22 protein-coding genes are annotated in these 22,825 nt (G+C 74.1%); 11 read left to right on the forward strand and 11 right to left on the reverse strand.

Annotated features, from left to right (window positions below):
- Both BUB17_RS18870 and BUB17_RS18875 read left to right on the forward strand, forming a co-directional pair.
- On the forward strand, positions 1-554 hold a 554-nt coding region (locus BUB17_RS18870), incomplete at its 5' end, for a DnaJ family domain-containing protein (protein ID WP_208983485.1).
- A 63-nt stretch (positions 555-617) separates the two neighbouring features.
- On the forward strand, positions 618-815 hold the full coding sequence (locus tag BUB17_RS18875; RefSeq protein ID WP_072920233.1) for a hypothetical protein: 198 nt from the start codon (positions 618-620) through the stop codon (positions 813-815).
- 10 nt (positions 816-825) lie between these two features.
- Here BUB17_RS18875 and BUB17_RS18880 read toward each other — a convergent pair whose 3' ends face one another.
- Entirely contained in the window at positions 826-2,742 is a 1,917-nt protein-coding gene (locus BUB17_RS18880) for a hydantoinase B/oxoprolinase family protein (RefSeq protein WP_072920234.1), read from the reverse strand.
- Positions 2,739-4,811 carry a hydantoinase/oxoprolinase family protein gene (locus BUB17_RS18885; RefSeq protein WP_072920235.1) on the reverse strand — a complete coding sequence of 691 codons (2,073 nt, stop codon included), beginning with the start codon at positions 4,809-4,811 and terminating at the stop codon, positions 2,739-2,741. Before BUB17_RS18885 ends, BUB17_RS18880 begins: the two co-directional genes overlap by 4 nt.
- 192 nt (positions 4,812-5,003) lie before the next feature.
- Between BUB17_RS18885 and BUB17_RS18890 the strand changes: the two genes are divergently transcribed.
- Entirely contained in the window at positions 5,004-6,818 is a 1,815-nt protein-coding gene (locus BUB17_RS18890; protein WP_072920236.1) for a gamma-glutamyltransferase family protein, read from the forward strand.
- Positions 6,819-6,831: 13 nt separating this feature from the next.
- On the opposite strand, the gene BUB17_RS18895 is transcribed toward BUB17_RS18890, so the two are convergent.
- Genes BUB17_RS18895 through BUB17_RS18935 form a run of 9 tightly spaced genes read right to left on the reverse strand, consistent with a single transcriptional unit; the run spans position 6,832 to position 15,249 of the window.
- Complete coding sequence (locus BUB17_RS18895; RefSeq protein ID WP_072920237.1) at positions 6,832-7,035, reverse strand: hypothetical protein; 204 nt, start codon at positions 7,033-7,035, stop codon at positions 6,832-6,834.
- Between the two features lie 9 nt (positions 7,036-7,044).
- Positions 7,045-8,103 (reverse strand): winged helix DNA-binding domain-containing protein, encoded by a 1,059-nt coding sequence (locus tag BUB17_RS18900; protein ID WP_244277378.1) that lies wholly within the window; start codon positions 8,101-8,103, stop codon positions 7,045-7,047.
- A gap of 52 nt (positions 8,104-8,155) precedes the next feature.
- Positions 8,156-10,489, reverse strand: coding sequence for a transketolase-like TK C-terminal-containing protein (locus BUB17_RS18905; RefSeq protein WP_072920238.1), 2,334 nt, complete (start codon positions 10,487-10,489; stop codon positions 8,156-8,158).
- 31 nt (positions 10,490-10,520) lie between these two features.
- Positions 10,521-11,894 (reverse strand): FAD-binding oxidoreductase, encoded by a 1,374-nt coding sequence (locus BUB17_RS18910; RefSeq protein WP_072920239.1) that lies wholly within the window; start codon positions 11,892-11,894, stop codon positions 10,521-10,523.
- 49 nt (positions 11,895-11,943) lie between these two features.
- Complete coding sequence (locus BUB17_RS18915; protein ID WP_072920240.1) at positions 11,944-12,711, reverse strand: dihydrodipicolinate synthase family protein; 768 nt, start codon at positions 12,709-12,711, stop codon at positions 11,944-11,946.
- 37 nt (positions 12,712-12,748) lie between these two features.
- Positions 12,749-13,654 (reverse strand): U32 family peptidase, encoded by a 906-nt coding sequence (locus tag BUB17_RS18920; protein WP_072920241.1) that lies wholly within the window; start codon positions 13,652-13,654, stop codon positions 12,749-12,751.
- Positions 13,651-14,055, reverse strand: coding sequence for a MaoC/PaaZ C-terminal domain-containing protein (locus BUB17_RS18925; RefSeq protein WP_072920242.1), 405 nt, complete (start codon positions 14,053-14,055; stop codon positions 13,651-13,653). Before BUB17_RS18925 ends, BUB17_RS18920 begins: the two co-directional genes overlap by 4 nt.
- Positions 14,052-14,492 (reverse strand): FAS1-like dehydratase domain-containing protein, encoded by a 441-nt coding sequence (locus BUB17_RS18930; RefSeq protein ID WP_072920243.1) that lies wholly within the window; start codon positions 14,490-14,492, stop codon positions 14,052-14,054. The genes BUB17_RS18925 and BUB17_RS18930 overlap by 4 nt, the downstream gene beginning before the upstream one ends.
- Positions 14,476-15,249: a GntR family transcriptional regulator gene (locus BUB17_RS18935; protein WP_208983487.1), complete on the reverse strand. Its 774-nt coding sequence runs from the start codon at positions 15,247-15,249 to the stop codon at positions 14,476-14,478. Before BUB17_RS18935 ends, BUB17_RS18930 begins: the two co-directional genes overlap by 17 nt.
- 209 nt (positions 15,250-15,458) lie before the next feature.
- On the opposite strand from BUB17_RS18935, the gene BUB17_RS18940 reads away from it, so the two are divergent.
- Genes BUB17_RS18940 through BUB17_RS18975 form a run of 8 tightly spaced genes read left to right on the forward strand, consistent with a single transcriptional unit; the run spans position 15,459 to position 22,814 of the window.
- A complete protein-coding gene (locus BUB17_RS18940) occupies positions 15,459-16,724 on the forward strand; it encodes a CaiB/BaiF CoA transferase family protein (RefSeq protein WP_083606440.1) in 1,266 nt (421 codons plus the stop codon).
- Between the two features lie 11 nt (positions 16,725-16,735).
- Positions 16,736-17,131, forward strand: a complete 396-nt coding sequence (locus BUB17_RS18945) for a thioesterase family protein (protein WP_072920244.1) — start codon at positions 16,736-16,738, stop codon at positions 17,129-17,131.
- Between the two features lie 41 nt (positions 17,132-17,172).
- Positions 17,173-18,159, forward strand: a complete 987-nt coding sequence (locus BUB17_RS18950) for a tripartite tricarboxylate transporter substrate binding protein (protein ID WP_072920245.1) — start codon at positions 17,173-17,175, stop codon at positions 18,157-18,159.
- Positions 18,156-18,833 (forward strand): tripartite tricarboxylate transporter TctB family protein, encoded by a 678-nt coding sequence (locus BUB17_RS18955; protein ID WP_072920246.1) that lies wholly within the window; start codon positions 18,156-18,158, stop codon positions 18,831-18,833. Before BUB17_RS18950 ends, BUB17_RS18955 begins: the two co-directional genes overlap by 4 nt.
- Before the next feature lies 1 nt (position 18,834).
- Positions 18,835-20,373 carry a tripartite tricarboxylate transporter permease gene (locus BUB17_RS18960; protein ID WP_072920247.1) on the forward strand — a complete coding sequence of 513 codons (1,539 nt, stop codon included), beginning with the start codon at positions 18,835-18,837 and terminating at the stop codon, positions 20,371-20,373.
- Positions 20,366-21,142 carry an enoyl-CoA hydratase/isomerase family protein gene (locus BUB17_RS18965; RefSeq protein ID WP_072920248.1) on the forward strand — a complete coding sequence of 259 codons (777 nt, stop codon included), beginning with the start codon at positions 20,366-20,368 and terminating at the stop codon, positions 21,140-21,142. Before BUB17_RS18960 ends, BUB17_RS18965 begins: the two co-directional genes overlap by 8 nt.
- Positions 21,139-21,918: a CoA transferase gene (locus tag BUB17_RS18970; protein WP_072920249.1), complete on the forward strand. Its 780-nt coding sequence runs from the start codon at positions 21,139-21,141 to the stop codon at positions 21,916-21,918. Before BUB17_RS18965 ends, BUB17_RS18970 begins: the two co-directional genes overlap by 4 nt.
- Positions 21,915-22,814 carry a fumarylacetoacetate hydrolase family protein gene (locus BUB17_RS18975; RefSeq protein WP_072920250.1) on the forward strand — a complete coding sequence of 300 codons (900 nt, stop codon included), beginning with the start codon at positions 21,915-21,917 and terminating at the stop codon, positions 22,812-22,814. The genes BUB17_RS18970 and BUB17_RS18975 overlap by 4 nt, the downstream gene beginning before the upstream one ends.
- Positions 22,815-22,825 lie beyond the last annotated feature (11 nt).

Here is a 22,825-nt window from a genome sequence, read left to right on the forward strand (position 1 = left end):
GCACGATCCGGCAACGCACGATCCGGCAACGCACGATCCGGCAACGACGGGGTACCAAGGGGGTGATGACCGAGCGCAAGCCCCCGGGGATGGCCTTCGAGACCTGGATCGAGCACCAGATCAGCCAGGCGCAGGCCCGCGGTGCGTTCGAGGGTCTCGAGGGCTCCGGCCGGCCACTGCCCCCGCGGGTCAGGGAGCAGACCAGCTACGAGTGGGCGCTGGAGTGGGCGCGCCGCCAGCAGGCCGACCCCAAGGACATGCTGCCGCCGGGCATGGCGCTGCGCCGCGAGCGCGAGGACCTGGCGCTGCGGGTGCCGCAGCTGCCCAGCGAGGCCGCGGTGCGGGCGACGGTGGCGGAGTTCAACGCCCGGGTGGAGCAGCACTGGCGGCGTCCGCAGGACGGACCGGACGCCGTCCCCGGGCTGGCCGACGAGGACGCGCTCGTGCGGCTCTGGCAGGCCACCCGCCCACCGCCGTCCCTCCCCGAGCCGGTCGCCGCACCGGCGCCGCCGCGGTCCCGCTGGTGGCGCCGCCGCCGTTCGCCGCGGGCGTAGCGCCGGGCGCATCCGCCCTGGAGCGGCCGGGTAGGGGAGCGGCCCCGAGATGAGGAGGTCGCCATGACCGAGGTACCGGGCACCGACCGCGACGCGGCACGCGAGCACGTCCTGCACGAGACGCCGCTGGTCCCCGAGGACGTCGACGACACCGACGACGACCCGCGCACCAGCGACCACCCGACGAACCGCGGCGACGAGGGCGAGACCGGCGACGAGGCCAAGCCGCCTGCGGGCAGCACCGACTTCGGCACGCCCTGAGCCACGCCGGCTACAGGACGTCGAACTCGTTGAACGCGGCGCCGCCGGACAGCCGCGCGTAGCCTGGCCCGCGGTCGAAGAACGGCTCCTCGCCGGTGCGTGCGGCCCGCATCTCCAGGCGGAGCCGATCGGTCGCGGCCTCGTCGCAGGTGCCGTCGTCGGCCATGACGACGCCGTAGTCCTCGCGGGCCCCGGTGACGCTCACCTTGCGCCAGGCGACGTCGCGCAGCACCTCCTCGACGGGTCGGTCCAGCGGGTCGCCCCAGCCGCCCCCACCCGTCGTCCGGATGCGCACGACCGTGCCCGCCGCCAGCGGCTCGGCGTCGGCGAGCGCGTCGACGTCGTGCTCGTCCGGGCCGCCCGGGTCCACGGTGATCTGGAACGGCCGTCCGGCGCGACCGCCGGCGACGCCCCAGCAGCACAGGATCGAGCGGTCGGCGATCGACATGAAGTGGGCATCGCGCAGCACCCGGATGTGCTTCTCGTAGCCGCAGCCACCCCGGTAGCGACCCGGTCCGCCGGAGTCCAGGGCCAGGCCCAGCCGCTCCACGCGCAGCGGGAAGCGGGACTCGGTGAACTCGGTCGGCAGGTTCCGGGAGTCGGGGACGACGTGGATGGTGTCCTCGCCGTCGGCGTAGTACCGCCCGCCCGAACCGCCGCCGAGCACCTCGCGCATCAGGTAGGGCTCACCAGCCTCATCGAGACCGTGCACGCCGGTGTAGCGGATGGTCTCCTGGTCGGCGGGCATCCGGCCGCCGGTGGCCTTGGCCAGCACCCCGGCCAGGACGCCGAGCAGCCGCAGGATGACGAACGTGCGCGCGTTGGTCGGGGCGGGGAACACCGGGGTGAGCAGCGTGCCCTTCTCCGGGAAGCGCATCTCGATCAGCGGGACGACGCCCTCGTTGACGTCGAGCTCGGCCATCCGCTCGGGCGTCTCGGCGAGGTTGCGCAGGATCGGCGCCAGCCACTTCTTGAGGAAGTTGCCGTCGGCGTAGTCGCCGCAGTGGTTGATCGGCCCCTTCGCCTGCGGCCCGGTGCCGGTGAAGTCGATTACCAGCGGCACGTCGGCCGTGCTGTCCATGGTCAGCGTGATCCGCTGCCGGTGCAGCTTCGGCGGCTCGACGCCGTCGTGCTCGGCGTAGTCCTCCCAGACGTAGCTGCCGTCGGGGATCTGCGACAGGACCTCCCGCCGGTACACCTCGGTGGAGGTGGCGAGGATCGCCTCGAAGCAGGCCTCCACGGCGGCCACCCCGTACCGCTCGAACAGCTCGCCGAGGCGCCGGGCGCCGGCCAGGCAGGCCGAGCACTCGGCGTCGAGGTCGGCGGCCAGCGAGTCGGGCATCCGCGAGTTGCGGGTCATGATCGTCAGCGCGGCCTCGTTGCGGACGCCGCGGTCCCACAGCTTGATCGGCGGGACCATCAGGCCCTCCTCGTACACGCTCGTCGCCGCCGAGGGCATCGAGCCGGGCACCGCGCCGCCGATGTCGTCGTGGTGGCCGAACGCCTGCACGAAGGCGACCACCCGGGCCTCCGGACCGGCAGGGCCGTCCACCTCGGCGAAGACCGGGACGGTGACGCACAGGTCGGGCAGGTGCCCGATCCCGCCTTCGGAGAGGTAGACGTCGTTGTGGAAGTAGACGTCGCCGACGTTCATCGTCTCGATCGGGTGGTCGCGCACCACCGGGTGCACCAGTGCGGAGTACGAGCGGCCGGTGAGCTTGCGCAGCTTCCGGTCGTGGATGCCGGCGCGGAAGTCGTGCGCGTCGCGGATCATCGGCGACCGCGACGTCCGCCCGATCGAGGTCTCCACCTCCCGCTCGATCGCGGCCAGCGTGCCGGCGACGATCTCCACGAGCACCGGGTCGGCGGTGCCCTCGCCGTCGGAGTGGCCGTTTCCGCGGCGGTCGCCGGAGGGGGCGGCGGTCATCGGGCGTCCCTCTCGATCAGCAGGTTCCCGAACCCGTCCACGGTCGCCCGGAATCCCGGGTGCACCGGCACGGTGGAGCCGAACTCCTCGATCACCGCCGGGCCGGTCACCACGTGACCGGGGGCCAGCAACTGGCGGGAGTGGGTCGGGGTGTCGGTCCAGTCGTCGAAGAACACCGGCCGGGAGCCCGTGACGGCCCGGTCCGTTCCGGACCCATCCGCAGGCGCCAGCTCCACCAGGTCCGGACGGCGGATCGGCCCGATCCCGCTCACCCGCAGGTTGACCCACTCGACGGCCTGCCGCGCGTCCTCGGCGAAGTCGTAGCCGTAGAGCATGCGGTGCGCGGCGTGGAAGGCCTGGCAGGCCTGGTCGACGGCTGCGGCGTCCAGGTCGCCGTCCGACACCGGGACGCGCACCTCGAACGCCTGGCCCACGTAGCGCAGGTCGGCGCTGCGCTGCACCCGCTGCCGGTCGCGGGGGAAGCCCTCGCCGTCCAGCGCGGTCCGGGCGTCGTCCTCGAGTGCGGCGAACACCGACCGCACCCGGTCGAGGTCCAGGTCGGCGTGCCGGCTGATCGCGGTCTGCACGTGGTCGTTGCGGACGTCGACGGTGAGCAGGCCGAACGCGCTGAGGTTGCCCGGATCCGGCGGGACGAGGGTGCGCGGCAGGCCGAGGACGTCCATCAGCCGGCAGGCCAGCAGCGAGCCGGAGCCGCCGAACGTCGTCAGCGTGAAGTCGCGGACGTCGAGGCCCCGCGCGACGGTCACCTGGCGCAGCGCGTTGGCCTGGTTCCACGCGGAGATCTCCAGGATGCCGGTGGCGGTGCGCTCCAGGTCCAGGCCGAGCTGCTCCCCGAGCTGCACCAGGCCGGCGCGGGCGGCGTCGACCGACAGCGGGATCTCCCCGCCCAGCAGGTGCGGCGGGATGCGGCCGAGCACCACGTGGGCGTCGGTGACGGTGGGCTCCGAGCCGCCGGACGGGTAGCACATCGGGCCCGGGTCGGCGCCGGCCGAGCGGGGCCCGACCTTGAGCGTGCCCTCCGGTGACAGCCACGCGATCGAGCCGCCGCCCGCGCCCACGGTGACCACGTCGATCATCGGGATCTTGGACGGGTAGGCGCCGACCGAGCCCTCGGTGGTGATCGCCGGCTCGCCGTCGACCACCACGGTGACGTCGGTGGAGGTGCCGCCGCCGTCGCAGGTGAGCACCCGGTCGAAGCCGGCCGCGCCCGCGACCAGGGCGGCGCCCAGCGCGCCGGCGGCCGGCCCGGACAGCACCGTGGTGATCGGCTGGTGCACGACCTCCTCGGCCGACAGCACGCCGCCGTTGCTCTTCATCACGTAGAACGGCACGCCCGGCGCGATGCCGTCGAGCCGCTCCCGGATCGCCGTCACGTACGCGCCCACCCGCGGCTTGACCGCCGCGTCGACCAGCGTGGTCACCGACCGCTCGTACTCCCGGTACTCGCGCAGCACCTGCGAGCTGGTGCTCACCACCGCGCCGGGGTGCTCCTCGCGCAGGATCTCGAGCACGCGGCGCTCGTGGGCGTCGTCCGCGTAGGAGTGCAGCAGGCAGACGCCGATCGTGCCGACCCCGGCGTCGCGGAAGAAGCGGGCGGCGGCGCGGGCGTCGTCCTCGTCGAGCGGGCGGACCTCGGCCCCGTGGTGGTCGAGCCGGCCGCGCACGGTGCGCACCAGGTCGGCGGGGACGATCCGCGGCGGCTTGACCCAGAAGTAGCTGTTGCCGTAGCCGTCGGGCACCGACTGCCGCGCGATCTCCAGCACCGACTCGTAGCCCTCGGTGGTGAGGAAGCCGATCCGGTCGAGCTCGCCCTCGAGCAGCTGGTTGGTCGCCACCGTCGTCCCGTGGCTGACCGCGGTGATCGCGCCGCCGTCGAGCCCGAGCAGGTCGAGCACCTTGCGGACGCCGGTGAGGAACCCCTCGGCCGGGTCGGCCGGGGTGGACGGCGTCTTGGTGGTCGTCGCCCGGCCGGTGGCCTCGTCCACCGCCACGACGTCGGTGAAGGTGCCGCCGGTGTCGATGCCGATGCGGACGCGGCGCGGCTCCATGACCGGATACCTTAGGGCTGAGATACCTGCGGGGGAAGCACCGGACGGCGCGCGCCCTCGCCGGGGACCCGCGGCCCCGTCGTGCGTCCTGCAGGATGCGGGGACACGTCCCCGTGCGCCGGCCGACCGGCCGCACGGGGCAGTGGTCCCGCCCGCGCCGGCTGTCCCCGGCCCGATCCCCAGGTGGTCCCCGTGTTCACGACGCGCCCGGAGCTGGCCGGCACCTTCGGCATGGTCGCCTCCACGCACTGGCTCGCCAGCGCGGCGGGCATGGCGACCCTCGAGGCCGGCGGGAACGCCTTCGACGCGGCCGTCGCGGCGGGGTTCACCCTGCAGGTGGTGGAGCCGCACCTCAACGGGCCGGGCGGCGAGGTCCCGATCCTGTTCGCCCGCGGCGGCCAGGGTGGGGACGCCGGCCGGCCGGTCGTCCTGTCCGCCCAGGGGGTCGCTCCGGCCGGGGCGAGCACCGCAGCCTTCGCCGACCTGGGCCTCTCCCTGGTCCCGGGCACCGGCCTGCTGGCCGCCACCGTGCCCGGCGCCGTGGGCGGCTGGCTGACGCTCCTGCGCGACCACGGCACGCTGCCGCTGGACGCCGTCCTCCGCTTCGCCATCGGGTACGCCGAGTCCGGCCAGCCGCTCGTCCCGCGCGCGGCGGCGACCATCGCCTCGGTCGCCGACCACTTCCGCGCCCACTGGCCCACCTCGGCCGCCACGTGGCTCACGGGCGACGGCGCGGTCCCGCGCGCCGGCGACCTGTTCCGCAACCCGGTCCTCGCCGCGACCTACCGCCGGCTGCTCGACGCGGCGCGCGGCCCCTCCCGGGAGGCACGGATCGACGCCGCCCTGCAGGCCTGGTACGCGGGGTTCGTCGCCGAGGCGGTCGACGGCTTCTGCCGGCAACCGGTGGTGGACGACTCCGGTCGCGCGCACGCCGGGTTCCTGACCGCGCAGGACATGGCCGCCTGGACGCCGGCGTACGAGCCGCCGGTGACCCTGGACTGGCGGGGGTGGACGCTGGCCAAGGCCGGGCCGTGGTCGCAGGGGCCGTCGCTGCTCCAGGCGCTGGCCGTGCTGGACGGGCTGCCGGTCACCGGCCCGGAGGCCTATCCCTCCGGGATCGCCGACGCCGACCTGGTGCACGCCGCCGTCGAGGCGGTGAAGCTGGCGATGGCCGACCGCGAGGCCTGGTACGGCGACGCGCCCGACGTGCCGGTCCCCGACCTGCTGTCGCCCGGCTACGCCGACGGACGGCGCGCGCTGGTGGGCGAACGGGCGAGCCGGGAGCTGCGGCCGGGCTCGCCGGGAGGGCGCCCGCCGCGGCTGCCGGGGTTCGTCTCCGAGGTGTCCGCGCGGTCGCACCCGTCGGAGCAGACCCTGGCCGGGGTGGGGGAGCCGACCGTGGACACCCGCGGGACGACCCGGGGCGACACCTGCCACGTCGACGTCGTCGACCGGTGGGGCAACCTGGTGTCGGCCACCCCGTCGGGCGGCTGGCTGCAGAGCTCGCCGGTGATCCCGTCGCTCGGCTTCGCGCTGGGCACCCGGGCCCAGATGTTCTGGCTGGAGCCGGGCCTGCCCGGCTCCTTGGTGCCCGGTCGGCGCCCGCGGACCACGCTCACCCCGTCGCTCGCCCTGCGCGGGAGCGTGCCCACGCTGGCCTTCGGCACCCCGGGCGGGGACCAGCAGGAGCAGTGGCAGCTGTGCTTCTGGCTGGCCCACACCGTGGGCGGACTCGACCTGCAGGCGGCCATCGACGCGCCGGCCTGGCACACCACGAGCTTCCCGTCGTCGTTCTACCCGCGGCAGGCGACCCCGGGCGAGGTCGTCGTGGAGGACCGGCTCGGCGACCGGACGATTCCCGAGCTCCGCCGGCGCGGGCACGACATCACCGTCTCCGGCCCCTGGTCGCTGGGCCGGCTGTCGGCGGTGTCGCGGGACCCGGAGACCGGGGTGCTGCGGGCCGGGGCCAACCCGCGCGGCATGCAGGGCTACGCCGCCGGCCGCTGACCCCGGAGGGGGGCTACCCGGGTTCGGTCCCGTCGTCCAGGGAGCCGGCCGAGCGGCCGGCGTCCTCGACGGCGGCTCCGGCGGGGTTCGGGCGTTCGACGTCGTCCGCGCCGGGGCGGTCGCCGTCGCCCGTGCCGGACTCGACGTCGCTGTCGTCGTCGTCGAAGCCGCGCAGCGCGTCGTCAGGAGCCAGGAAGGCGTCGTCGGGACCGGTCATGGCCTCTCCTCAGTCGATGTGGACGTCCTTGAGCACTACCCCGCGGAAGGCGGCCAGCCGCTCGGCGGCCGCGGTGACCGCCTCCCGCGGCACCGGCTGCCACAGCTCGACCGTCACGGTGAGCGTCGAGCCGGCCTTGCGCGGCCGCCAGGTGCCCGCGACCTCGCCGTCGGCGAGCACCGCGCCGGGCCGGCCGAGCACCGGCCACAGCGCCTTGGCCCGGACCGGGTCGTCGACCAGCAGCGGCCGGTCGCGGGCCTGCAGGAACAGGTCGAACGGGCCGAGCAGGAGCACCCCGGTCGCGGGCGGGACGTCGTCGACCCGGTCGGCGTCCTCGGCCAGCAGCCAGCGCCGCTCGCCGTCCACCGTCACCTCGACGGCGTCGTCGGGCCAGCGGGCCTGCACGTCCTTGACCGGCGCGTCGAGGTAGCCGGCGACGAGCTTCGGCGTCGCCGGGCCGAGCAGCCGGAGGTAGCCGCGGACGACGTCCAGGTGCGGCGGCACGGTCTCGGCGGGGACCAGGCCCGGCACCGGGCGCAGCACCGGCGGCGAGGTGCCCGGCTCCAGCTCCAGCCCGGCGCGCAGCGCGGCCAGCCGGAACGGCATCTCGTGGACGTGCGTGGCGCCGCACGGCCGGCAGAACCGCAGGTGGGGCTCGGGCAGGAGCTCGGTCAGCCGCCCGGACACCTCGCCCTTGACCATCGGGGCGGTGACCAGCTCCCGCATGGTCGCGGCCACGACGTCCAGACCCTCGAGGTTGCCGATGCCCGCGGCCTGGAGCGGCTTGGCCGCGTCGAAGATGCGCTTGCCCGCGTCCGCGTCGGAGAACGGCGCGGTGGCCGCGGCGACCCCCGGCAGGTCGGCCCGCCGGTACAGGTGCGGGGCGCCGCGGACGGTCCACACGGTGGCGAGCTCGCCGTCCGCCGGCGCGGAGACGCCGCGGAGCGCGAGCGCCCACCGCCCGCCGTCCGGCCCGGTGTCCTGCACGCCGAGATCGAGCACAGCCGTGTCGTCGAGCGTGCCGGCCTCGCGGTCCAGTTGCTGCGCGTGCACCCGGAACGAAAGCACCTGCCTGCGTGTCGCGGAGACCCCCACGGCCGCCACCCTCCGTCCTGGACGCTCAGTCCACCAGGTCCAGCGCCGCGCCGACGATCGAGTCGGCGTCCAGGCCGTGGTGGCGGTAGACGCTGGCCAGGTCGCCACTCTGCCCGAACGCGGTCACCCCGAGGTGGGCTCCGGGCACCCCGTTGACCCCCGTCAGGAACGCCAGCGTGTGCGGGTGGCCGTCCAGGACGGTGACGAGGGGGGTCGCCCGGTCGCGGGGGAGGACCGTGTCGAGGATCCAGGTCCCGGCGTCGTCCAGACCGCGGCGTGCCTGCAGCGCGCGGAACAGCAGCCCGGGACTGGTCACGCAGACGACGTCGGCGCCGACGCCGAGCGCGTCGAGCCGGTCGGCGGCCGCCAGCGTCTCCGGGACGACGGCGCCCATGGTGACCAGGGTGACCGCCGGACGCCCGGCGCGGCGCAGCGCGTACGCGCCGGCGGTGACCTGCCGGCGACGCCGTTCCCGGGCGGCCGGGTCGGTGGGCACGGCCGCGAGGGTCTGGTCGACCGGCCGCGTCGACAGCCGCAGGTAGGCCGAGCTGCCACCGGGCCGCCCCAGCCGGGCCAGCGAGGCGAGCAGGCACCACTCGGTGTCCAGGACGAACGCCGGCTCGTAGGTCACGCAGCCGGGCTGCTCCAGCCCGATGGACGGCGTCTTGATCGACTGGTGCGCCCCGCCCTCGGGCGCGAGCGTGACGCCGGACGGCGTGCCGACCAGGATGGACTGACCGCCCGCGTAGATGCCGAACGACCACGGCTCCAGGGCCCGCTCGACGAACGGGTCGTACAGAACGCCGATCGGCAGCAGCGGCTGCCCCCAGCGGTTCCAGGTGGCGCCGAGCTCCCCCATGAGGCCGACGAGGTTGGTCTCGGCGATGCCCAGTTCGATGTGCTGCCCGCTGGGCTGCTCCCGCCAGTGCAGGATCGTCTCGGCGTCGTCGGCGAACCAGTCCGGGCGCTCGGCCGACGACCAGACGCCCACCTTGTTGACCCAGCCGCCGAGGTTGGTGCTGGAGCTGACGTCGGGGCTGACCGTGACGACGCGGCGGCCGGCCTCCGGAGCGGCCCGGTTGAGGTCGAGCAGCGCGCGGCCCAGCGCCGCCTGCGTCGTGGCGGTGCCGGTGGGGGTGCGGCCCAGGTCCGTCGGGATGGCCGGGACCTCGGCGGGGGCCTCCTCGACGCGCCGCAGGCGGTCGGCGGCGGCGGCGAGCAGGCGGGCGGCCGCGCTCTGGGGCGGGGGGACCGCCCACGGGTCGGCGGGGTCCACGCCGAGGGAGTCGGCGAGCTGGCCGATCTGCGCCTCGGTCAGCAGCGCCGAGTGGTTCTGCGGGTGCCCCTCGGTGGCCAGCCCGTAGCCCTTGAGCGTGTAGGCCAGGACCACGGTGGGCCGCGTGTCGTCGATCTGCGCGAACGCCGACCGCAGGGCGGAGAGGTCGTGACCACCGAGGTTCCGCACCGCCGCGCGCAGGTCGTCGTCGGGCACGTCCGCGATGAGCCGGGCGATCTCGGCCGCGCCGGGGCCGTCCCCGGGCAGCGCCTCCCGCAGCTGCGCGGCGGTGCGCCGGAGCATCCGCTGGTACTCGGGGTTGGTCATCTCGTCGATCCGGTCGCGCAGGTGCGCGCCGCCGGGACGGGCGAACAGCTCCTCCAGCAGGCGCCCGTACTTCACCGTCAGCACCTGCCAGCCGGCGGCGGCGAACATGCCCTGCAGCCGGGTGGCGCCCATCATGGGGACGACGCGGTCCAGCGACTGCCGGTTGAGGTCCACCACCCACACGACCTCGCCCAGCTCGGCGACCATCGGGTCGAGGACGGCCTCCCACACGGCACCCTCGTCGAGCTCCGCGTCGCCGACCAGCGACCACTGGCGGCCGCCCCCGCCCACCTCGCCGGGGCCGAAGTGGGCGCCGACGTAGCGGCGGGCCAGCGCCCCCCAGATCGGCGCGGTGGCCCCGATGCCGACCGATCCCGTGGAGTAGTCGGCCGGCACGGGGTCCTTGAGCCGGCTGGGATAGCTCTGCAGCCCCCCGAACTCGCGCAGGCGGGGGAGGTAGGACGGATCGAGCTGACCGAGCAGGTACTCCAGGGCGTGCAGCACCGGCGAGGCGTGCGGCTTGACCGACACGCGGTCTGAGGCCGACAGCTGCTCCAGCCAGAGCGCGGTCATGATCGTGACCATCGAGGCGCTGGAGGCCTGGTGGCCGCCGACCTTGAGGCCCGTGGGGTTCGGCCGCAGCCGGTTGGCGTGGTCGACGATGGCGGTGGCCAGCCAGAGCACCCGCTGCTCGATCTCCCGGAGTGCGCGGTCCTGCTCGCTGTCCTGGTCCGGCTGCGTCGCCGTCAGACTCATCCGCTGCTCCTCGGTCGTGGCCGTGCCGGTGTCAGAGGACCTTGCCGGGGTTGAGGATCCCCAGCGGGTCGAAGACCGACTTGATCTGCTGCTGCAGGGCGTAGGACCGCTCGCCCAGCTCCGAGCGCAGCCAGGTCCGCTTGAGCAGCCCGACGCCGTGCTCCCCGGTGATGGTGCCGCCCAGGTCCAGGGCCAGCCGCATGATGGCGTCGAAGGCCGTCCGGGCCCGCTCGGCCGCGGCGTCGTCGCCCCGGTCGAAGACCACCGTGGGGTGCATGTTCCCGTCGCCGATGTGCCCGGGGCAGACGACGAGCGTCCCGGTCGAGGCGGCGATCTGCTCCATGCCGGCCAGCAGGTCCACGAGCCGGGCGCGTGGCACGGCGACGTCGTCGATGAGCGTCGCGCCCAGTTCCTCGACCGCTGGGTTCACCAGCCGCCGGGCCTGGGTCAGCATGGCGGACTCGACGGCGTCCTCGGCGACGGCGACCTCGCTCGCCCCGAGCTCCTCGCAGATCGCACCCATGGCGGCCACGTCGGCCGCGGCCAGGGAACCCCGGTCGGACTGGGTGATGAGCATGGCCTCGGCGTCGACGGGCAGCCCCATGTCGCGGTAGGCCTGGACCGCCCGGATGGAGGCCTTGTCGAGGAACTCCATCATCGACGGGCGCATCCCCGACGCCATGATGCGGGCGACGGCCGTCATGGCGTCGGCGGTCTTGTCGAAGACCGCCGCCATGGTCAGCGCCGGCTCCGGTGCCGGGCGCAGGGCCAGCGTCGCCTCGGTGATGATGCCGAGGGTGCCCTCCGACCCGACGAGCAGGCGGGTGAGGTCGTAACCGGCCACGCCCTTGGCCGTGCGGCGTCCGACGCGGACCACCTCGCCGTCGGCGAGCACGACCTCCAGCCCGCGGACGAAGTCGGCCGTGACGCCGTACTTCACGCAGCACAGGCCGCCGGCGTTGGTGGCGAGGTTGCCGCCGATCGTCGACAGCTCCCAGGAGGAGGGGTCCGGCGGGTAGAACAGGCCGACCGCGGCCACGGCGCGGGACAGGTCGGCGTTGACCACCCCGGGCTCGACGACGGCGACCTGGTCGACCTCGTCGATGTCCAGGATGCGGTTCATCCGCACCATCGACACCAGCAGCGCGCCGTCGACGGCGTTCGCCCCGCCCGACAGCCCGGTCCGTGCGCCCTGCGGCACGACCGGCACCCGGTACCGGGTGGCCCAGCGCATCACGGCCTGCACCTCGGCGGTGGTCGTGGGCCGGACGACGCCCAGTGGACGCCCGGCGGCGCACGAGCTGGCGCTGTCGTGCCGGTAGGAGTCGCTCGTCGCCTCGTCGGTGACGAGGGCGCCCTCGGGCAGCAGTGCCGCCAGCTCGGCGACGGGTGCTGTTCCGGTCATGCCCCTCTCCTCCGCGGCGTCCGTGCCCCGGCGGCCCGGGACGTCGGGGTCACGCACCGATCCGGGCGACCGCCGAGGCGCCGAAGCGCTCGGCCACCATGTCCTTGATGCCGGCCGGGAAACCGACCATCGAGGCGCGGTGCGGCGTGGCCAGCTCGACCTGCGCCTTGCCGTCCCCGGCGAAGGCGGCGGCGCAGCGCTCGGGCTCGGCGTTGGCCAGCACGAGGATCGCGCCGGTGGCGCCGACCGCGCCGCCCATGGTCAGCACGGTCGTCGCGCCGACGTAGATGTCGCGGTCGAAGGCCTCCAGCTCGTCGAGGAGCCGGCCGGCGTCGCCGGAGGAGTCCTTGAGCCCGGTCACGGGCAGCTCCGGGAGCACCTCGACCGGGATGCCGGGGGAGGCGGCGAAGGGGAAGTGGTAGGCCAGCAGCGGCCGGTCGGCGGCAGCCCGCGCGACCCGCTCGTAGTAGCGCCGCGGATCGGCCACCGCGGGCGGCGAGAGCACCAGGGCGGCGTCGGCGCCGGCGTCGAAGGCGCGCGTGGTGAGGTCGGCGGCCTGTGCGCCCGTGGGGGCGCCGGTCCCGGCGAGCACCGGCACGTCGGCCGGCACGGCCCCCCGGACGGCGCTGATCAGGGCGCTGCGCTCGTCGGCGGACAGCGACATGGCCTCCCCGGTCGTGCCGGCGACCAGGACCGAGCGCATGCCCAGACCGGTCAGCTGGGCCGCGAGGTCGGCGGTGGCGGCGGTGTCGAGGCGCCCGTCGTCGTCGAAGAGCGTGACGAGGGCGACGCCGACACCGGTGAACAGCGGGGGCATGAGGGTCCTCTCGGAGGTGGTGGGGGGAGGCCCCGGCTCAGCCGGCGACCGTGGCGGGGACGGCGGCCAGCTCCGGTGCCAGTTCCGACAGCAGCCGCAGGACGAGCTCCGCGCGGCGCACGCGCTCGCGGCCCAGGTTCTGGGCCAGCGCGCCGATGTGCCCGCCGACCGGGTAGATGTTGGGGGCGTTGCGCAGGCCGAGCTTCAGGTACACGGGGGCCGCCACGCGGACGACCTCGGGGACGTCGTAGAACCGGACGGCGCCGCCCTGGTCGTCGGGCACCTCGACGTACATGTCGATGGGCACCGTCGTCGCCGCCCGGATCTCGGCGATCTGCGCGACGGTCAGGTCCGTGGAGATGTTGAGGCTGGTCGCCCCGACCTCCTCGTACAGGGCGGCGGTCGGGCCGTTGGACAGCGGCATGAGCACCGACGTCTTCAGCACCAGGTCCTCGGGCATCCGGCCGTCGCCCTTCATCCGGCCCAGCAGCGCGAGGACGCCGAGGTCCCCGATCAGGAGGCTGCGGACGCCGAGCCGCACCGCGCGCTCGGCGTCGCAGAGCGAGGCGGCCACGGCCGCGTTCCCGCGGGCGGCGGCGCCGACGGCCGCCGACACCTTGCTCTGGCCGCCGATGTCCCAGGAGCTGCGCGGACCGAGGAACAGGTTGACCTCGACGTCGTGCTCGGCGCCGAGGGCGACCATCCGCTCGATCTCGGCGTCGGTCAGCATCATGACGCCGCTGCCCTGGGAGACGCGGTGCACCGGCACGCCCCGGCGGTCGGCCTCGTCCAGGACGGCCGCCATGACGTCGGGGCCCTCGCAGCTCGGGATCTCCACCCGGTAGCGCGAGCCGTCGGGGAACCGGCCGGCCGAGTCGGCGCCGTCGGTGAGCACCGGGTGCCCCAGTCCGGCACAGAGGCCGTTGATCCGTTCCAGGGTCATGACCGGCCCTCCGTGAGTGCGACCTCGGCCGTTCCGATGGTCGTCCGCGTCCCGTCCGCGCTCGCCGTCCAGACCTCCAGGGCGACGCGGTCGCCGTCCTGGCCGGTGACCCGGGCGCCACAGCTGACCGGCTCGTCGCGGAAGTCCATGCCCCGGTAGCTCACGTCCAGGACGGTGATCCGGCCCCGACCGGCGAACCACTCCTCGACCAGCCGGCCGAGCCAGGCGGTCTTGAGCAGCCCGTGCACCGCGAGCTCGCGGTGCCCGCGCTCGCGCGCGAACGGGATGTCGTAGTGCATCTCGTAGAAGTCGCCACTGGCGCCGGCGTACTGCACGAGGGTCCGCAGCGAGGCCGTCTCGATCCGGACGAGCTCCTCGGGCTGCTGATCGGGAGCGCTCATCGCCGCACCCGCGTCCCGACGTGGCGGACCGCCAGCGTCCCGTCCGGCAGCCGGAACTCGGTGACGAAGGTGAGCAGCGCGAGGGTGCCCGACCGCCCGCTCTTCTCCTCCACCCCGGTGAACGTGAGCTGCGAGGTGACCTCGTCGCCCAGCCGCAGCGGGCGGTGCACCTCGAACCGGTCGCCACCGTTGATCCAGCCCATGCCGTAGGCCAGCGCCTCCGGCATGGTCGGGGGCTCGGTGAGGAAGCAGGCGGTGATGGTGGCCGGCACGTCCGTGCCGTCCTCGTCCGCGCCGATGGCCCTGCGGTAGTCGCGGAGGTGGCGCCGCTCGACGACGTCGACGCGCTCCTCGGCGGTCCAGCCGATGGCCGCCTGCAGTGCCTGCAGCGGGGTGGCCCCCAGCGGGTCGGTGCCGGTGTCAGGCGTGTCCGTCACGCCGCATCGCCTCCTCTTCCTCCCGGTGGATCCGGGCGAACCACGCCCGCGACTCGGGCGAGTGACCCGGGGCGTCGTCCTCGATGCTCAGCAGGAACGTCCGCTGGCCGTGGTGGGCCAGCGTGTGCGCCATGCCGTCGACGTCCCCGGCCTCGACCAGCTCCATGAGCGGCCGGTGCCGGGCGGCGTCCTGGCGGGCGGTCTCGATCGCGGCACGGGCCCGGCGGTTCATGGCCATGCACATGCGCATCTGCAGCGACAGCGACCGGTAGACGTCCTCGAGCCGCCGGTGCCCGGCCAGTCCGACGATCGCCAGGTGGAAGGCGAAGCTGCTCGCCACCACCCGCGGGGCGCCCTCCTCCTCGGCAGCGGCCTCGAGGTCGGCGAACGCCCGCCGCAGGCGGTCCAGCCGCTCCTGCGACCGGACGGGGACCCCCAGCCGGACGGCGATCTGCTCGATCTCCTCGCGCAGCGACACGATCTCGTAGATGTCGTGCGGCGTGACCGGCGCGACGACGGCGCCCTTGCGGGGCGTCTGGACGATGAGGCCCTCCTGCTCGAGCACCCGCATCGCCTCGCGCAGCGGAGGGCGGCTCACCCCCAGCGCCTCGGTCAGCCGGTTCTCGACCACCCGGTCACCGGGCTTCAGGTCGCCGCTGAGGACCATCTCGCGGAGCGCCTCGGCGGCGAGGGCAGACATGCTCGGGGGCGCCGCGATGCGGCGCGCGGAGGACACGGGGTCCGGCACTGCGGTCACGGTGCTCCTCCCTTCCTGTGCCCGGGTGGGATCGCGGGGCTCCAGTGCCTCGGCGTCCTCCGGTGCCTCGATACCCGGTGTCGATCCGGCTTTCGTGGCGAATGCGGCTGTGAGGCTTGTCATAGGCGTCTGCCTTTTGTAGACAGTAGTCCACCGGCTGTGAGGTGCACCACCTCCGGCACCGCGAAATCTCGGAACGGAGGCTGCTGATGGCGGTCGAACCGACAGGCCCGCTGGCCGGCGTCACGGTGCTCGAGGTGGGCGCCTTCATGGCCGCCCCCTTCGCCACGATGCAGCTCGCCGACCTCGGGGCCCGGGTCCTCAAGATCGAGAACCCGACCGGCGGCGACCCGGTCCGGGCGACCGGCCCCTTCCTGGACGGCGAGAGCTCGCCGTTCGTCCGGCTCAACCGGAACAAGGAGTCGGTGGCCCTCGACCTGAAGTCCCCGGAGGGCAAGGAGGCGTTCCTGCGGCTGGCCGCGCGCGCCGACGTGCTGGTCGAGAACCTGCGGCCCGGTGCGATGCGCGGGCTCGGCTTCGGCTACGAGGCGATCCGCGAGGTCAACCCCCGGATCGTCTACGCCTCGGCGTCGGGCTGGGGCCAGGACGGCCCGCTGGCCGCCCTGCCCGGGCTGGACATCATGGCCCAGGCCCGCGGCGGACTGATGAGCATCACCGGGACCCCGGACGGTGACCCGGTCAAGATCGGCGTCCCGATCTGCGACCTGGTCTGCGCCCTGTACGTCGCCCTCGGGGTGACCGCCGCGCTCAAGGAGCGCGACCGTTCCGGCGAGGGCCAGTACCTGGACGTGTCCCTGCTGGAGAGCGGCGTCTCGTTCGCCATCTGGGAGGCCGGCAAGTACTTCGCCACCGGTGAGGTGGGGCGCCCCCTGGGCTCGGCGCACCAGAGCACGGCGCCCTACCAGGCGGTGCGGACCGCCGACGGCCACGTCACGGTCGGCGCCGTCACCCCGAAGACGTGGAAGGGGCTGTGCACGGCCCTGGGGCTCGAGGAGCTGCTCGACGACGAGCGCTACCAGGAGGCCTCCGCGCGGCACGGCCACCGCGACACCCTCATCCCGGCGATCGAGGCGGTCACCACCACCCGGACCACCGCCGAGGTCGTGGCCGCGCTCGACGAGGCGGGCGTGCCGTGCGCTCCGATCGCGGACTACGGCCAGGTCTTCACCGACGACCACCTGAACCGGCGCGGCTACTTCTGGGACGCCCCGCACCCGACCCTGGGTCCGGTCCGTCAGCTCGGGTCGCCCATGCGCCTCTCGCGCACCCCCGCCCGTCAGGACAGCGCCGGTCCCCGGCTGGGGACCGGGACCCGCGCGGCCCTCGAGTGGGCGGAGATCCCGCCCGCCGAGGTCGACGCGCTCATCGAGTCCGGGGTCGCCGCCGACCCGGCCCACACCTCGGCGCCGGCACCCGACGTCGCCCCCCTCCCCGCCGACGACCGACCCCTCTGAGGAGCCCGCGCATGACCAGCACACTCGAACCCGGTGTCCAGGGCGTCCTGGAGCGCACCGTCGAGGCCGAGCACTGCACCCGCCGCGGGAAGTACGACATCTTCTCCACGCCCAACCTCGTCCTGCTGCTGGAGGAGGCCGCGATCGAGGGCCTGGCCCCGCACCTCCGCGACGATCAGGCCAGCGTGGGCAGCAAGGTCGACGTCGCGCACATCGCCCCGACGCTGCGGGGTCAGACCGTGCGGGCGACCGCCACCGTGACCGAGGTCGACCGCCGCCGCGTCCTGTTCGACATCCGCGTCGAGGACGACGAGGAACTGATCGGCCACGGCACGCACGAGCGGTTCGTCGTCGACCTGCCCTCGTTCGAGGGCCGCCTTGCCGCCAAGGCCGAGCAGCTCCGGTGATCCCGCGCCACCCGATCCGCACCAACCGACGAGGAGTTCCCGTGAAGCGCACCCGTTCCGCCGTCCTGGCCACGACCTCGGTCCTGGCCCTGTCCCTAGCCGCCTGCGGCGGCGCCGAGTCCGGTGGCGGCTCGGCCGCCGGCGGGGGGGAGTTCACCCCGCGCGGCGACGTCACGATGATCGTGCCGTTCGGCGCCGGGGGCGGCAGCGACCTCGCCGGCCGCGCGACCGCCACCATGATCGAGGCGGCGAACGCGGACGTGAACGTCAACGTGGAGAACCGCGAGGGCGGCTCCGGTGCCGTCGGCTACTCGAACTTCCTCGGTCAGGCCGGCGACCCGGAGACCCTGCTCGCCACCGAGACGGCGCTGCTGGCCCTGCCGATCAGCGGGGACGTCGAGTTCGACTACACCGACTTCACGCCGATCATGAAGCTGGGTGACGACTTCACCCTCATGATCGTCGGTGCCGACAGCCCCTACCAGACCTGCACCGACGTGGTCGAGGCGGCGAAGACGGAGCGGATCACCGCAGGGATCAGCGGCATCACCGGCCTGGACAACATCGTCTTCACGCTCACCGAGCAGCAGGCCGGCGTCGAGTTCGACCGGGTGCCCTTCGAGTCCGGCGGCGAGCTGACCGCCGCGCTGCTCGGTGGCCAGATCGACATCGCCTCGCTCAACCCGGGCGAGATCATCGGTCAGCTGCAGGCCGGCGAGGTCAAGGCGCTGTGCGCGTACTCCGAGGAGCGCTACTCCGACTACGAGGAGCTGGCCGACATCCCGACGGCCGAAGAGCAGGGCATCGACGTCGCCTTCGCGCAGTTCCGGGGCGTGCTCGCGCCCGGCGGCATCGACGAGGCGGCCCGCCAGTTCTGGATCGAGACCATGCAGGCCGCGGTCGAGACCGACGAGTACCAGCAGTACATCGAGGAGAACTACCTGCAGGCCAACACGGCGGCCGGCGACGAGTTCGTCGAGTACCTCGAGGGCAACAACGAGCTGCTGACGCAGGTCCTGGGCGGATGACCACGCCACCGACCCGGCGCGGCATCGCGGTCGAGCAGGCCGTCGTGCACGGCCTGCTCGCCGCCCTCGGCCTCGGCGCCTTCGTCATGGCCCTGGACTACGGGCTCTTCCTCGAGGAGTCCCGCGTCGGGCCCGGCCTCGTGCCCGCCGTGGTCGGCGGCCTGATCGCGCTCATCGCCGGCTGGGAGCTGGTCACGACCCTGCGCGGTCACCGGACCCCGCACGACCGCGGGCTGGCGGAGGTCGTCGCCGCCACCGCCGTGGACGCCCCCTCGGGCGGTGCCTCGTCGGAGCGCGCCACCCCGGGGGGAGTCCCCGCCGGCGGATCCGGGTCCATGTCCCCGGACGGCGGCCCGGTGCAGATGCCCGGCCCCGGCCCAGGCCCCGGCCCGGGTCCGGACGACGTGGACATCTTCGGGCGCACGCCCGAGGAGCGGAGCCGGCAGCTGTGGACGGTCAGCGCCGCGCTGGTCGTGGCGGCCCTGCTGGTCCCGCTGCTCGGGCTGCTCGGGTCCCTCCTCGTCCTGTCGGTGTTCATCTCCGCGGTGGTGGAGAAGCGGGGCTGGCTGCCCTCCCTGGTCGTGTCGTTCCTGGCGGTCGCCGCCGTCTACGGCGTCTTCGTCGGGTTCCTGGGCGTGCCGCTGCCCACCGGGCTGATCGGCATCGGAGGCTGACGTGCTCGACAACCTGGTCCTCGGCTTCTCGACCGCGCTGAGCGTCGAGAACCTGCTCTGGTGCTTCGTCGGCGTGCTGGTCGGCACCGTCATCGGCGTCCTGCCGGGTCTCGGGTCGACCACCGGCGTGGCGGTGCTGCTGCCGCTGACGCTCTCCCTCGAGCCGGTGACCGGCCTGATCATGCTGGCGGGCATCTACTACGGCTCCCAGTACGGCGGGACCATCACCTCGGTCCTCATCTCCACGCCCGGTGAGGCGTCGAGCGTGGTCACCACGCTCGACGGCTACCAGATGGCGCGGCAGGGGCGGGCGGGTGCGGCGCTGTCCATCGCGGCGATCGGGTCCTTCGTCGCGGCGATCATCTCGCTGGCCCTGCTCGTGGCGCTGGCGCCGCCCTTCGCGGAGTTCGCGCTGGACTTCGGTCCGCCGGAGATGCTGGCCGTGATGATCCTCGGCCTCGCCACGATCATCAGCTTCGCCGGCGACAACCGGGTGCTCGGGTTGCTCATGGCGCTGGTCGGCCTCCTCATCGCGACCGTCGGCGTCGATCCCGGCAGCGGGACCTCCCGGTTCACCTTCGGGTCCATCTACCTGCTCAGCGGCATCCCGTTCGTCGAGGTCATGATCGGCCTGTTCGCGGTGGGCGAGGTGCTGTACCAGATCCGGCAGGGCGCCGCGGCGCCGATCCGCGCCGGGTTCCGGGAGCTGATGATCAGCCGCGAGGACCTCCGCCGCTCCGGCGGGCCGATCCTGCGCGGCAGCTTCCTCGGCTTCCTCTTCGGCATCCTGCCGGGCGCCGGCTCGACGCTGGCCTCCTTCATGGCCTACGGCATCGAGAAGCGGGTCTCCAAGCGGGGTAAGGAGTTCGGCACGGGTGCGATCGAGGGGGTGGCCGCCCCGGAGGCGGCCAACAACGCAGCGGCCAACGCCAACTTCGTGCCCACCCTGACGCTGGGCATCCCGGGCGGTGCGACCACGGCCGTCCTGCTGGGCGCGTTCATGATCTACGGCATCCAGCCGGGCCCGCTGCTGTTCGACGAGCAGCCGACCCTCGTCTGGGGCCTGCTGGCGTCCTTCTTCATCGGCAACGTGATCCTGCTGTTCCTCAACCTGCCGCTGGCCCCGGTGTTCGCCCAGCTCCTGCGGGTGCCCTACGGCTACATGTACCCGCTGATCCTGCTGACCAGCCTGGTCGGCGCGTACTCCATCACCAACGGCATGTACAGCGTCTGGGTGGTGCTGGTCTTCGGCATCATCGGCTACTTCATGAAGCGGCTGGACCTGCCGATGGCGCCGCTGGTCCTCGGCCTCGTGCTCGGCCCGCTGTTCGAGAAGGCGCTGGTCCAGACCTCGGCGATCGGTGACGGCAACCTGCTCATCGTCTTCACCCGCCCGCTGGCCCTGGCGGTCATGGCGATCGCCATCCTCCAGGTCGCCGCGCCGACCATCATGGCCCGGCTGCTGCGGCGCCGTGCCACTCCCCGTTCCCGGCGGTCCGACCCCGCCGACAGCACCCCGGAGGGCTCTTCCCGTGGATGAACCAGAGCTGCTCGTCACGCAGGACGGCGGTGTCCTGACCGTCACGTTCAACCGCCCCCGCCAGCGCAACGCGATGACCTGGGGGATGTACGAGGGCCTCTACGAGGCCTGCGAGAAGGCCGACGCCGACGACGACGTCCGGGTGCTCGTGCTGAAGGGGGCCGGCGACAAGGCGTTCGTGGCCGGTACGGACATCGGCCAGTTCGCCGACTTCCGCGAGGGCTCGGAGGGCGTCGCGTACGAGGAGAAGATCGCCCGGATCGTCAACCGGCTGGAGGACGTCGACGTCCCGACGGTCGCGGCGATCCGCGGGTTCTGCGTCGGTGGCGGCCTCGGCATCGCGTCGGTCTGCGACCTGCGGATCGCCACGCCCTCGGCCCGCTTCGGCATCCCCATCGCGCGGACCCTGGGCAACTGCCTGTCGATGAACAACTACTCGCTCCTGCTGAACCACCTGGGGCCGGCGCGGACGCTGGACATGCTCCTGCGGGCGCGGCTGTTCACCGGCGAGGAGGCCACCGCCGCCGGCTTCGTCGCCGAGCTGTGCGCCGAGGAGGACCTCGACACCGCCACGGACGCCGTCGTGACGACGTTGCTCGGGCACGCGCCGCTGAGCATGTGGGCGGCGAAGGAGGCGGTCCGCCGCATCCGCCGGGCCACCCTCCCCGACGGCGACGACATCGTCAGCCGGGTCTTCGCCAGCGAGGACTTCCACTCGGCGGTCGCCGCGTTCGCGACCAAGCAGCCCGTCGTCTGGCAGGGCCGGTGACGGATCCGTCCGGCTCGGGTCCACTGGCCGGGACCCTTGTCGTCGACCTGTCGCGGGCGCTGGCCGGGCCGCAGGCGTCGATGATGCTCGGCGACATGGGCGCCCGCGTCGTCGAGGTCGAGACACCCGGGTCCGGTGACGACTCCCGGTCGTGGGGGCCGCCGTTCGTCGGCCCCGAGGAGGACCCGGTGTCGACCTACTGCCTGTCGGCCGACCGCAACAAGGAGTCGCTCCAGCTGGACCTGAAGTCCGAGGCCGGGCGCCGGGAGGTGCCGCGCGCGGCGAGCAACCACCACCCGGCCATCGCGCCCTACGGCGCCTTCCGGGCGCGGGACGGGATCCTCCAGGTGGCCGTCGGCAACGACGCCCAGTGGCGCGCCGTGGCCGCCGTCCTGGACCTGGACGCCGCGGACCGGCGGTTCGCCACCGGGCGGGACCGGGTGGCGCACCGGCCGGAGCTGATCGCGGCCATGGAGGAACGCCTGGCCGCACGGCCGGCCGCCGAGTGGCTGGCCCGTCTCGCCGAGGCCGGCGTGCCCGCGGGCAGGGTGCGCACGCTGGACGAGGCCTACACGTGGGAGCAGACCCTCGGCCAGGGCCTGGTCGTCGACGTCGACCACCCCACGCTGGGTACCGTGCAGCTGCCCGGGCCGCCGCTGCGGCTGGAGACCCTGGCCGGTGCCCCGGCCGGACGGCAGGGGCACAGCGCGCCGCCGCTGCTCGGTCAGCACGACGAGGAGATCCTCGGCTGGCTCGAGGAGGGGAGCGACCGATGACCCACGTGGTCCGCTACGAGTCGGGTGGGGTCGTGCTCGTCGGCGTCCTCGGCGACGGTGCCGTGCGACCCGTACCGGGCGTGGGCTCGATGGCCGAGCTGCTGGGCGGGGACCTGGCCGGAGCCAGGTCCGCGGTCGAGGCCGCGGCCGGGGAGCCGGCCGTCCCGGTGGGCGAGGTCCGGCTGCTCCCGCCGGTCGACGGGCTGACCGAGGTCTGGGCGTCGGGCGTGACCTACGAGCGGTCGATGGACGCGCGCGTGGAGGAGAGCCAGGTCCAGGACGTCTACTCCCGGGTCTACGCCGCCGACCGGCCCGAGCTGTTCCTCAAGTCCGTCGCCTGGCGGGTGGTCACCGACGGCGAGCCGATCGCGGTCCGGCCCGACTCCGCCGTGACGGTGCCCGAGCCGGAGCTGGCCGCCGTCGTCACGGCGACCGCCGAGGTGTTCGGCTACACCGTCTGCGACGACGTCTCCTCCCGCGACATCGAGGGGGAGAACCCGCTCTACCTGCCCCAGGCCAAGATCTACGCCGGCAGCTGTGCCCTGGCCCCGGGGATCCGACCCGCGTGGGAGGTGCCCGACGCGTCGGCGCTGACCATCGACGTCCGCGTGACCCGCGCGGGCGCTCCGGTCTTCGCGGGGTCGACGTCGACCGCGCGGATGCACCGCTCGGTGGCCGATCTCGTCTCCCACCTCGTGGCCGCGCAGGACTTCCCGGCCGGGGCGGTGCTCTCCACCGGCACCGGGATCGTGCCGGACCTGGACTTCACGCTGCTCGAGGGGGACGAGGTGCAGGTGACCGTCGAGCACGTCGGGATCCTCACCAACCCCGTCGGCACGCTGGAGGCCGCGCGCACGGCGGCGGCGCGGCGCGTGCCGTCCGGACCGGTCCGGTGACGCCGACCGCG

This window comes from Geodermatophilus obscurus (assembly GCF_900143215.1).
GTDB classification, from domain to species: Bacteria; Actinomycetota; Actinomycetes; order Mycobacteriales; family Geodermatophilaceae; genus Geodermatophilus; species Geodermatophilus obscurus_A.